The 11,986-nt window shown below is 69.7% G+C and carries 8 protein-coding genes; 6 read left to right on the top strand and 2 right to left on the bottom strand.

The window, feature by feature from the left end:
- Window positions 1-4 precede the first annotated feature (4 nt).
- Complete coding sequence (locus tag KF837_27840) at window positions 5-244, bottom strand: acyl carrier protein (GenBank protein MBX3231166.1); 240 nt, start codon at window positions 242-244, stop codon at window positions 5-7.
- 80 nt (window positions 245-324) lie between these two features.
- Between KF837_27840 and KF837_27835 the strand changes: the two genes are divergently transcribed.
- The 3 genes from KF837_27835 (at window position 325) to KF837_27825 (ending at window position 3,895) form a co-directional block, all read left to right on the top strand.
- On the top strand, window positions 325-1,824 hold the full coding sequence (locus KF837_27835) for an oligosaccharide flippase family protein (GenBank protein MBX3231165.1): 1,500 nt from the start codon (window positions 325-327) through the stop codon (window positions 1,822-1,824).
- 190 nt (window positions 1,825-2,014) lie between these two features.
- Complete coding sequence (locus KF837_27830; protein MBX3231164.1) at window positions 2,015-2,221, top strand: hypothetical protein; 207 nt, start codon at window positions 2,015-2,017, stop codon at window positions 2,219-2,221.
- 315 nt (window positions 2,222-2,536) lie between these two features.
- Complete coding sequence (locus KF837_27825) at window positions 2,537-3,895, top strand: hypothetical protein (GenBank protein MBX3231163.1); 1,359 nt, start codon at window positions 2,537-2,539, stop codon at window positions 3,893-3,895.
- Between the two features lie 134 nt (window positions 3,896-4,029).
- Here the strand turns inward: KF837_27825 and KF837_27820 are convergent, their stop codons facing one another.
- Window positions 4,030-4,971, bottom strand: coding sequence for an ArsA family ATPase (locus KF837_27820; GenBank protein ID MBX3231162.1), 942 nt, complete (start codon window positions 4,969-4,971; stop codon window positions 4,030-4,032).
- A 131-nt stretch (window positions 4,972-5,102) separates the two neighbouring features.
- Between KF837_27820 and KF837_27815 the strand changes: the two genes are divergently transcribed.
- From KF837_27815 to KF837_27805, 3 genes are read left to right on the top strand one after another with little or no spacing between them, the layout of a single operon-like run.
- Window positions 5,103-9,233 carry a hypothetical protein gene (locus tag KF837_27815; protein MBX3231161.1) on the top strand — a complete coding sequence of 1,377 codons (4,131 nt, stop codon included), beginning with the start codon at window positions 5,103-5,105 and terminating at the stop codon, window positions 9,231-9,233.
- A gap of 43 nt (window positions 9,234-9,276) precedes the next feature.
- On the top strand, window positions 9,277-10,941 hold the full coding sequence (locus KF837_27810) for a ribonuclease J (protein ID MBX3231160.1): 1,665 nt from the start codon (window positions 9,277-9,279) through the stop codon (window positions 10,939-10,941).
- Complete coding sequence (locus KF837_27805) at window positions 10,938-11,870, top strand: CHAD domain-containing protein (protein MBX3231159.1); 933 nt, start codon at window positions 10,938-10,940, stop codon at window positions 11,868-11,870. Before KF837_27810 ends, KF837_27805 begins: the two co-directional genes overlap by 4 nt.
- Window positions 11,871-11,986: the final 116 nt, after the last annotated feature.

Below are 11,986 nucleotides of genomic sequence, written 5' to 3'. Positions count from 1 at the left end.
TGAGTCAGCCCGCCGTGAGCTCCTCGAGCGCGGCGCTGATGTTCGCGATGCTCTGGAAGACGGAGCGCTTGAGCATGCGGTCCGGGAACTCGATGTCGAACTCGCCTTCGAGGGCGAGCATCACGTTGACGCTCGCGTGCGAGGTCATGCCCGCTTCGTAGAGATCGCCCGTGTCCGGCAGCGACGCGACGTCGGCGCTCAGCTTGCCGTGCTGGCGGAGGATCTCGCGAATCTTCTCCTTCATTTCCATCTCCCGCGCTCTCGCGTGCTCTCGCGCGAGCTCTCGCGCGACGGAATGGTACGCGACTCGGGTTAGGATCGGCCATGGCTGATTCGGCGCCGGCGGGATTCTCTCTCCGCAAGGAAGGCGCGACGGCCTTCCGGAACGCGCTGAAGCTCGCGACTTCGCTCGCGCTGACGTGGGGCATCGCGCTGGTCATCACGTTCAAGCTGCCCCGCTACCTCGGCCCGCTCGCGCTCGGCTGGTACCGCTACGGCTTCGAATACGCCGCGACGCTCGCGGTGTTCCTGCATTTCGGCGTCGACACCTACATCTCGCGCGAGATCCCGGTGCGGCCGAAGCACGCGAGCGACTTCTTCGGCGGCGTCGCCCTCGCGCGCGTGCTCCTGATGGTGCCGCTCTTCGCGTTCGGCTGGTGGCACCTCGGGCACCGCCTCCACGAGGAGAAGGTGGCGGCGGTCCTGTTCGGCTTCACGCAGGTCTTCATCGTGATGAACCTGACGTTCCAGCAGATGCTGCAGGCGGCCTCGACGGTGGGCCGCCTCGCGGTCGCGAACGTCGTCGCGAAGCTCGTCTGGGGCGGCGGCATCCTCGGCGCGGTGCTCCTCGGCGCGCCGTTCTGGGTGCTGCCGGTGCCGATGCTCCTCGCGGAGGCGCTGAAGGCGGCCTTCCTCTACGCCGCGACGCGCGCGGCGATCGGCCTCGAGCTCCGCGTCGATCTCGGGGAGACGAAGAAGGTGCTGCGCGCCTCGCTCCCGTTCTTCCTCGCGATCGCGGCGGTGTACATCGGGGCGAGCTTCGACGTGGTGCTGCTGCGCGAGCTGGTCCCGGACACGTCGGAGGAGGTCGGCTGGTACAGCGCCGCGCGCGAGATCGCGCGGCTCTCGGCGCTGATGATGCCGGTGCTCACCGGCGTGCTCGTCCCGATGATGAGCCGCGCGATGCACCACGACGAGCGACGCTTCTACGACCTCGTGCGGCGCGGGATGGAGGGCGTCTGCGTCGTGTCGATCCCGTTCACGCTGCTGCTCGCGCTCGGCGCGCGCTTCGCGATCGGCCTCGTGCTCCGCGAGCGCTTCCTGCCCGCGAGCGACAGCCTCGAGTGGCTCGCGCCGACCTTCGTCCTCTCGTACGTGAACAGCTTGCTCTGGCTCGCGCTCATGATCATGAAGCGCTCCTGGACGATCACGATCGTCTCGATCGTCGGCACCGCGCTCCTCCCGATCTTCATCCTCGTCGCGGTGCCGCTGACCCGAGACCTCGGCGACGGCAAGACAGGCATGGGCGTCGCGATGGCGCTCTCGGCGCGCGAGCTCGTGAACGCGGTGGTCTTCCTGGCCATCATGGGCAAGCGCGCCGTCGACGGCCGCGCGCTCGCGGCGATCGCGAAGTCCCTGGGCATCTGCTGCGCGGTCGTCGCCGCCCACGTCGCGCTCGCGCCCCTCGGCCCCGCCCGCCTCGCGATCGACGCCGTCCTCTACGCCACCCTCGCGCTCGCCACCCGCGTGGTCCGCCCCAGCGACGTGCGCGAGCTACTGCGCCTGATCAAGAACCGCAAGCAGCTCCAGGCCGACGCAGCATGAAGTCCTGACGAGCTATCGAGGAGGCATCCTCACGACCGATGCATCAACGGATGAGGGGGCGGCTCGTGCGCAGAATCGAGCTGGTGGGCGGCGCGCGGTCCGTGCTGGCACCGTGGCTTGGAACCTACCTCCACGGCAAGCACGAGGATCCTCTCGTCTGCCAAGGTGATGTCATCACGCTCCGCTGCCGATGCTCGACGAGCACGGCGAAGCCGTCGCGTACGAGGACGAGTATGACCACTGGCTCGTCGTCTCGAACACGTGCGATCACGAGCGGAGCGAGACGATCGAGGTGGTCCCGCTCCTCCTCGTGCTGGCGACTCCCGCGATGCTCGGGCAGTGGGGACGCTCCGGGGCCATTCGGTCAATCTGCCGTTGTCTCGTATTCCGCGGTTGAGTGTCGGCTTCGCTCGGTCGAGGCGAACCCTTGGCGAGGAGGTGGGTTGGGATGGCGACGGCGAGGCGATGTGCAGAACCGTTGAGCAACGTGTGGTGTGGGAGAAAAGAGCGGAGGCCGTGCGGATTCTCCTGGACGGTTTTCGGATGGACGCGATGTCGATCGAGCGATCCACCCTCGTTCTCGTCGATCGCCGCGTGCTGGGCGCGCGTGATGAGGCTCACGGCGCGCGGACGACTTCGATCGTGGCTTGCTCCGCGATCGCTCGCTGGTGAGGCGCTGACGAGGCCGAAAAACCGCGTGCTACACCACGTCATGCGAACGACGAACGTCTCGGATGAAGAGCTCCTCTCCCTCCTGCAGAACGTCCTTGGCGACGAGCGGCGGTGCGTCGCGCGGATGCTCGCGTACCTCGCCGAGGTCGAGGAGCGCCGGCTCGACTTGCGGATGGCGTGCTCTTCCTTGCACGACTTCTGCATCCGGAAGCTCGGGCTGAGCGACGATCAAGCTTGCCGTCGCATCGTCGTCGCGCGGCTCGGGCGGAGGTTCCCGCAGCTCCTCGACGCGATCGCCGAAGGACGCATGCACCTCTCGAACGTGCATCAGCTCCGCGGATGCTTCACCGCGCAGAACGTCGACGAGCTCATCGCCTTCGCGAGCGGCAAGACCCGCGCGCAGATCGACCACCTGATCGCGACGCTGGCCCCGAAGCCCGACGTCCCGGACTCCATCGCGCTGGTCCCCGCGCAGACGTCGCTCCAGAGCGCGAGCGACGCGACGCGCGCTCCGAACGTCGCGTGCTCGAGCCCATCGACACCGATCGGCGCGCAGCTCACGCCGCTGTCGCCGGCGCGGTTCAAGGTGATGCTCACGGTGAGCGCAGAGCAGCACGCGAAGCTCGAACGCGCCCGCGGCCTCCTGCGGCCCGTGAACCCGAACGGCGACCTCGCCGTCGTGATCGAGCGCGGGCTCGACGCGCTGCTCGAGGACCTCGAGAAGCAGAAGCTCGGAAAGGTGGCGCGTCCACGCGCGAGCAAGGGCACGGCCGATCCAGCCGACGTCACCCGTGAGACGCTGCGCGAGGTCCACGAGCGCGACGGCGGGCAGTGCACCTACGTGAGCGACGACGGCGAACGGTGTCCGGCGCACGAGTGGCTCGAGCTCGATCATCGCCGCCCTCGCGCGCTCGGCGGGAGGGGCGACGCGGAGAACGTGCGCCTCATGTGCCGCCTCCACAATCGCCTCTTGGCGGAAGAGACCTTCGGCCGCGCGCACATCGAAGACAAGATTCACCCGCACCAGCGCGGGTACGCCGCGCCGGAGAACGCCGCATCGCAGGCGCAGAGCATCACCGCTTGCCCCGCGGAGCAGGCGGCGCAGGAGCAGACGCAGACGCAGACGGAAGCGCAGACGCAGACGCAGGCGGGAGCGCTGACGCAGATGCAGGCGGGAGCGCTGACGCAGATGCAGGCGGGAGCGCAGGTACGAGACCCGCGATCGCAAGACGGCGCGGTGGATGAGCCGCGCGCGCCGCGGCAGATCGTGCATGCTGCGCTCGTCGGGCTGGGCTTTCGCGCGCGTGACGTCGACCGCGCTCTCGCCGCGCTTCCGTTCGCGGTGTGGTCGCAGCCGATCGAGTCTGTGCTCCGAGACGCTCTCCGAGTCCTCGCGTGATCGCGCCGCGGCTCCTCGCTCGGTTCATCCGCGCAGCTCTTAGCCGTCCGATGGATCGCTTGGCGCGCAGTTCGACGAGCTTGGGCGTGCTCCGCTTGGCGCGCGCCGATCGCTCGCAACGAACGGCATTGCTCCTAGCCCACGCGCTTGGCGAGGTCGCGGATGGCGGTGGGTTGGGCGGCGTCGGTGAAGAGCTGCGGGAGGAACGACGGTGAGACCGGGAGCTCCTTCGCGAGGCGCGCGAGAGCTTGAGCCTGCACCGCCTCGCGGAGCGCGCGGCTGCGGCCCGCGGCGATCGCGACGTTGCTGCTCGCGTCGGCGGCTTCGAGCGCCCTTCGCTCCTCCTTCGAGAAGAGCGGCGGCAGCACGCAGTTCACGACGATCTTTCCGATCGGGAGATTGAGCTCGCGATCGAGCGCGCGCGCGAGCTCGATCGTCTCCGTCGTCGGCATCTCTTCGGGCAACGTCACGAGGACGACCGCGCAGTTCGCGGGGTCTTGAAAGAGCTGCCACGCGCGCTCCGCGTCGCGACGAAGGAGCCCCGGCGGCACGACGTCGAGGATCACCTTCGGCACGCGCAGCATGTCGAGGCCGTGTCCCGTCGCCGGCGCATCGAGGATCACGACGTCGAAGCGAGGCGACCCGTCCTCACGCACCTCGGTCGTGTGCCACCACGCCTTGCCGAGCATGGTCCACTCCTGCATCCCCGGAACGGCCCTGAAAAACGTGCGAACGTACTTGTTGTCGAAGAGAAGCTTGTAGAGCGCACGCGATTTCAACATCATCGCGCCGTACTCCTCGAGCGCCTTCGTCGGATCCATATTGACAGCCCAGACGTTTTGTGCTGCGGGCACCACGTCCGAGCCGATGAGCTCGGATCCGAGCATCGTCGAGAGCCGTTCCTTCGCGTTGCACATGCAGACGAGGACCCGTTTGCCCTTCGCTGCGAGCGCGAGCGCCTCCGCTGCGCACACCGTCGTCTTACCGACCCCCCCTTTCCCCGTTACAATGAGAAAACGCTTATTTTCTAGGCCCGGCGCGCGCGGAGGCGGCGACGAGGCAGTCGGCGGAGACATGCGCGGCTGTCGACCTTATCACGATACAGACCGACGACGGCGCGTAAGTGCGCTCCAGCACTCACGAAAAAATATTCCCGGACTGCAGCGGCAATGTTGACTTCGCCTCGTCGCACGGCTCCCCTGAGAGCATGAGTCAGCTCTCTTCACGTATTGCACGAGCGCTCGCTGTCTCGCTCACGGTCGTAGCTGTCGTCGCAGCATGCGGCTCGGAGAGCGGCTCTTCTTTCCCCGACGGCGACGGCGGCGGGACCTCCTCGGATGGTACCAGCGGCGGCAGCAACGGCATCGCCAGCGGCGGTATCGGCAGCAGCACAACCAGCAGCGGCGATGGCGGAACAACGACGAGCTCGGGCAACGTCGATCCGTCGTGCGTGCCGCTCACGTGTGAAGCGCAGGGCCTCGAGTGCGGTCTCGCCGGCGACGGATGCGGGCGTCAGATCGACTGCAACAAGACGACGGCGCAAGGTGGCTGCTCCGACGATCCGACGAAGCGCTGCGGCGCCGACGGTCTGCCGTCGAAGTGCGTCGCGATCGTGAACATCCCGAACACGTGCACGCCACAGTCGTGCGCCGACCAGAACATCACGTGCGGTCAGGCGGGCGATGGTTGCGGTGGTCTGCTCAACTGCGGTGGCTGCGGGCCCGACGAGCAGTGTGGTGGCCCCGGTCGTCCCTCGCAGTGCGTGACGATCACCGCGACGAGCCCCGACGGCGGCACGTGCATTCGGAAGACGGCGGCGGACTTCCCCCTCGACGACGCGCGGTATCCGTGGTGCGGCGATCAGTCGGACGGCTGCGGCGGCGTCGTTTCGTTCCCGAGCACGTGCGCCGATCCGACGCACTTCTGCGGCGGCCGCGGTCCGAGCCGCTGCGGACCGCCGGGTGGCGGCGAGTGCACCCCGCGGACGTGCGCGTTCTACCCGCCGACCGCCTGCGGTATGCAACCGGACGGTTGCGGTGGCGTGATCGGACCTTGCGGGAGCTGCACCGCACCGCAGGTCTGCGGCGGCGGCGGCGTCCCGAACGAGTGCGGCGGCGGCGTCCTCACCGATGATGCGGGCAACGCCTGCACCCCGAAGTCGACGTGCGGCCCGCTCGAGTGCGGACAGGTGGCGGACGGCTGCGGCGGCGTCTTCGACTGCGGTCTCTCGCGCTGCGTCGACGGCAACATCTGCGGCGGCGGCGGTACGCCGAACATCTGCGGGACGCCGGCGTGCACGCGCCAGTCGCGCGCGCAGGCCTGCTTGAACAAGAACTGCGGCCCGGTCAGCGACGGTTGCGGCGGCACGTACAACTGCAACCCGAACGACGCGGCCACGGCCTGCGACGGAGATGCGATCTGCGGCGGCGGCGGCGTCCCGAACGTCTGCGGCGGCGGCGTGCCGACGGCCGACGGCGGCCCCGGCGGCGGCCCGTGCGTTCCTCGCACTGCGTCCTCGTGCGTCACCACGGCGGGCAACCGCGACTGCGGTGTGTTCGCGAACGGCTGCGGCGGCACGTACACGTGCGGCACCGCGCCGACCTTCGGCTGCGGTGCGGGCGAGAGCTGCGGCGCGATCACCCCCAGCAAGTGCGGCACGCCGCAGTGCACGCCGCTGACTCAGGCAGCGGCATGCACGGGCAAGACGTGCGGCTTCGTTCCGGACGGCTGCGGCGGCAGCCACCAGTGCGGTGTCGGCAGCGGCACCTGCCCGTACGACGGACGCATCGGCGATAGCTGCGGCGGCGGCGGCACCGCGAACGTGTGCGGCGGCGGCATCCCCTGCACCGGCACCTACTGCGGTACGCAACCGACGAACTGCAGCGGCCCGAACACGCCGAACACGACGCGCATCCTCGGCCGTGTGTTCGCTCCGAACCAGACGCTCCCCATCCACGACGCGCTCGTCTACGTCCCGAACGGGACACTCGCTGCGGTGCCCGTCGGCACCAGCTCGTGCGACACGTGCGCTCCCCCGTCGGGCAATCCGTTCATTCGTACGAACACGAGCACGACCGGCAACTTCGTCCTCAACAACGTCCCCGTCCCGACGAACGGCGCAGGCGTTGCTCAGCCGATCACCATCGTCATCCAGAAGGGCCGCTGGCGTAAGGTCCAGACCGTAACGCCGAACCGCTGCGGCGACCTCACGCTCAGCCTGGCGCAAGCCAGCTTCAACTCGACGCAGTCGGGCAGCGCCCCGTGGGTTCCGTCCAACAACATCCCGAGGCTCGCGGTCACGACCGGCGGCGCCGACGCGATGCAGTGCCTCCTCCGCCGTCTCGGCATCTCCGACACCCAGTTCACGCTCAGCTCGGGGGCGGGCCGCATCCATCTCTTCGCCGGCGCGAACGGCGGCACGTCCCGATTCCGAAATGGCTTCGTCAACGTGACCGGAACCGCGAACAACGACGCGACGCGCAACTTCGCCAACGAGACCACCCTCTACGGCAACAGCAGCACGACGGTCTCCAACCCCGCGATCATGGCTGGCTACGACGGCGTCATCCTGACCTGCACGGGACAAGGTGACCAGAGCGGCCATCGGTACCCCGGCTATGCCGATGACATGCAGGACTACGTCGATCACGGCGGAAAGGTGTTCGCGTCGCACTGGCACCACGGCTGGCTCCATAGCGGGCCGGCTCCGTGGCCCACGGTCGCGAGCTTCACCGACGTAGGCGCCAGTGGCACCGCCACCGTGTACGTCAACACCACGATCCCGAAGGGTGTCGACCTCGCGGCCTGGCTCCAGTCCGCACGTAACAACACGGGCACCTTGGGTCAGTTCAGCATCACGGGCATCGCGAGCACGATCGGCTTCCCCCTCGTATCAGGCACCTCCCTGGTCACGAGGAATCCGAACAACACCGGCTCGGTCCAATACGCCGACTTCCTCATGCCGACCAACGCCGCCGCCAACGCGAAGTGTGGTCGCTTCGTCATGTCCGACCTCCACGTGACGGGCGGCAGCGACGACTCGGTCGGCAACGGAAGTGGTGGTGGCAACAGCGGCTTCCCGAACAATTGCAGCGACACGATGACCCTCTCCGACCAGGAGAAGCTCCTCGCGTACATGCTGTTCGACCTCACGTCGTGCGTCGACACCACGCCGCCCCCGGAGACCTGCACCCCGCGCACGTGCGCGAGCTACCCGCAGAACGGCGGCCCGAACAACGGCGCGATCTGCGGTCAGTACTCCGACGGCTGCAGCGACGTCATCAAGAACGGCGCTGGCCAGCCGCAGAGCTGCGGTACCTGCCCGACCGGCCAGTCCTGCGTGAACGGCTACTGCCAGACCATCAACTGCACGCCCAACACGTGCCAGCCCGGCCAGTGCGGCAGCATCCCGAACGGCTGTGGCGGCACGCTCAACTGCACCTGTCCGGCGGGCACCGGCACCTGCGGTGGTGGCGGCCAGGCCAACGTCTGCGGTACTCCGTCCTGCACCCCGCGCGTCTGTCCGGCCGGCTTCTGCGGCCAGACGGGTGACGGCTGCGGCGGTATCCTCGACTGCGACTGCCCCGCGGGTCAGCTCTGCGGCGGCGCAGGCCAGCCGAACCAGTGCGGCGTCTGCACGCGCATCCCGCAGGCCACCGCTTGCGCAGGCATGAACTGCGGCGATGTCCCCGACGGCTGCAGCGGCTTCTGGCACTGCGGCGACTGCACCACCGGCCAGAACTGCGGCGGCGGCGGTCAGGCCAACGTCTGCGGCAGCGGCAGCTGCGTGGCGCGTGGCTGCGCCGAGATGGGCGCCCAGTGCGGTCGCGTCGGCGACGGCTGCGGCGGCTTCACGGACTGCCCGAACTGCGTCGGCACCGACTTCTGCAACGGCGAGAACCTCTGCGTCGGCAACACGTGCTCGCCGAGGACGTGCCAGCAGCTCGGCGTCGAGTGCGGTCCGGCGTCGAACACCTGCGGCGCGCTGCTCGACTGCGGCGACTGCCCGCCCGGCACCGCGTGCGGCGCTGGCGGTCAGCCGGGTAAGTGCGGGACGATCCCGTGCGCGCCCTCCACCTGCACCTCGCTCGGCGCGGTCTGCGGGCAGGTCGCGAACGGCTGCGGCGGGCTCACCACCAACTGCGGCTCGTGCCCCGGCACGTCGTCGTGCGTGAACGGCGCGTGCGTCCAGACCTGCACCCCGCGCACGTGCACCGAGGCGGCCGCGCAGTGCGGCTTCGTCGGCGACGGCTGCGGCGGCGCGCTCGACTGCGGCCAGTGCCCGCCAGGCTCTGTCTGCGGCCAGAACAACACGTGCATCGACGACGGCCCGAAGTGACCTGAACGCCCTCGCGTAGGGATCCCCGGAGCCCCGCGGCCACATGAGCCGCGGGGCTTCGTGTTTTCGGCGTAGGATCGCGGGCGTGCTGCGCGTGCTCCCGCTCGGCGGCCTCGGTGAGGTCGGGATGAACTGCATGGCGCTCGAGCAGCGCGGGCAGGCGCTCGTCGTCGACTGCGGCGTCACGTTCGACGACCGCGGGCTCGGGGTCGACGTCGTGCACCCCGACTTCGCGCCGCTCGATCGACTCGGCGCCGCGCTCACCGGCGTCGTCGTCACGCACGGCCACGAGGACCATATCGGCGCCCTCCCCTACCTCCTCAAACGCCACGACGTGCCGGTCTACGGCCCCCCCTACGCGCTCGGCCTCGTGCGGGAGCGGCTCGCCGAGCACGAGGTGCTGGAGCACGCGCGGCTCATCGAGACCGCACCCGGGCGCGCGTTCGACGTCGGATCGTTCAACGTCGAGCCGATCCGCGTCACGCACTCGATCGCGGACGCGACCGCGCTCGCGATCCGGACCGACGTCGGGACCGTCATCCACACCGGAGACTTCAAGCTCGATCCGACGCCGCCCGACGGAGAGCACTTCGACGCCGCGCGCTTCGCCGCGCTCGGGGACGAGGGCGTGACGCTCCTCATGTCCGACTCCACCAACGTGGACGTCGAGGGCGACACCGGGAGCGAGACCGACGTCGGGCACGCGCTCGAGCGCCTCGCCCGGAGCGCGCCCGGCGCCGTCGTCGTCGCGATGTTCGCGTCGAACGTGCACCGCCTCCGCCTGCTCGGCGAGATCGCGGCGAGCACCGGGCGCAAGATCGCGCTCCTCGGTCGCGGCGTCGGCACCCACGCCCGCGTCGCGCGATCGACCGGGTACCTCCCCTGGCCCGACGACATCGTCCTCCGCGAAGAGCTCGTGCGCGAGCGGCCGCGGCGCGAGATCCTCGCGATCGCGACCGGCACGCAGGGAGAGGAGCGCGCCGCCCTCGCGCGGCTCGCGCGCGGCGATCACCCCGTGTTCGAGGTCGCGCCCGGCGACCGCGTGATCATGTCGGCGCGGACGATCCCAGGCAACGAGCCCGAGGTCTACGCGATCCTCGGGCAGCTCATTCGGCGCGGCGTCGAGGTGATCACGCCGCGGCTCGATCGCGGCGTGCACGTGAGCGGGCACGCGCACCGGCCCGATCAGCGGAAGATGATCGAGCTCGTGCGCCCGCGGTGCTTCGTCCCGGTCCACGGCACGATCCATCACCTCTCCCGCCACGCCGAGCTCGCACGCGAGATGGGCGTGCCGAGCGTCGCGGTCGCGGAGAACGGCCGCGTCGTCGAGGTCACCGCCGAGCGCGTGATGCTCGGGGAGACGATCGGGGCGGGGCGCGTCTACGAGTGGGCGGGCCGCGAGGTCGCGCCCTCGGTGCTGAAGATCCGCGGCTGGCTCGCGGAGGCCGGGGTCGCGTTCTGCGTCGTCACCTTCGATCGCGACGGCGCGGTCGACGTGCTCCTCGAGATGCGCGGCGTGATGGACGACGAGGCCGCGCCGGCCGACCACGCCGCCGCGCTCGAGGAGGTGAAGACGTCGCTCGCGAACGCGTTCGAGCACGCCACCGACGACGAGCGCGCCGAGGTCGTCCGGCAGGCCGTGCGCCGCGTGCTCAAGCAGCGCCGCGGGATCAAGCCGATGACGATCGTGAAGGTGGTGCGGCGATGACGGCGCGCACGGAGAACGGCGCCCCGCTCGCCGCCCCCTACGTCGTGATGAAGCTCCGCGACCTCGACGCCGCGCTGAGCGAAGCGGCGCCGCGCGTCGTCACGGAGCTCGACGACGACGAGGCGGTGCACGACCTCCGCGTCGCGATCCGGCGCCTCCGCACGCTCTTGAAGATGTCGCGCGAGCTCTTCGGGCGATGGCACACCGACGTCGTCCGGCTCGCGTTCAAGCAGGTGATGGACGCGACGGGCGAGCTCCGCGACGAAGAGGTCCTCGAGGAGACGCTCGCCGGCGCGGCGAAGGCGGACGGCTTCGACACCTGGCTCACGGGGCGCAAGCCCCGCGCGGAGAAGCTGCGGCGGAGCGTGATCGCCCGCATCGAGCGCGGCGACCTCGAGCGCGCGCGCCTCATGCTGAAGGCGCTCCTCGTGTTCCCGGTGGAGCCGAAGCGGAACGTCGAGCTCTCACGCTTCGCGCGGCGCACGGTCGAGCGCGCGCGGCGCAAGGTCGAGGACAAGCGCGACGTCGAGGTGACGGACGTGACGGGAATGCACGACCTCCGCATCGCGTACAAGGAGCTCCGCTACTCGATCGAGCTCCTCTCCGAGGCGCTCCCGATCGACATGCGCGCGCAACTCCAGCCCGCGACCGTGTTCCAGAAGCGCCTCGGCGAGCTCCACGACGTCGACGTCGCGACCGAGGTCGTCACGAAGGCGCGGGGGCTCTCCCTCGCTGCCCGCGAGGAGGCCCTCTCCTCCCTCCGTGCGCTCCGGACCAAGCGTGTGGCCAAGTATCTCCGTGAGCTGGACCCGCTTGGAACTGCTGCGAATTTGACGAGCTTGACCCACGTTGACCGGGTGCAAGATACTCCCCGCTCGGACATGATCGCCGAACCGGGCTCCACCGCCGCAAAAGGACGTGTCTCTTGATCACCTGTCCCAAGTGCACGAAGGACAATCAAGACCACTACAAGTTCTGCCTCGGATGCGGCGCAGAGCTGCCCCGTGACTCGAACCCGAAGCCGTTCGAGGCTCCGTCGGCGCCC

This window comes from Labilithrix sp., assembly GCA_019637155.1.
Taxonomy (GTDB): Bacteria; Myxococcota_A; Polyangia; order Polyangiales; family Polyangiaceae; genus Labilithrix.
The sequence above is the reverse complement of the archived record's forward strand: the minus strand, read 5'-3'. Positions and strand labels throughout refer to the sequence as shown.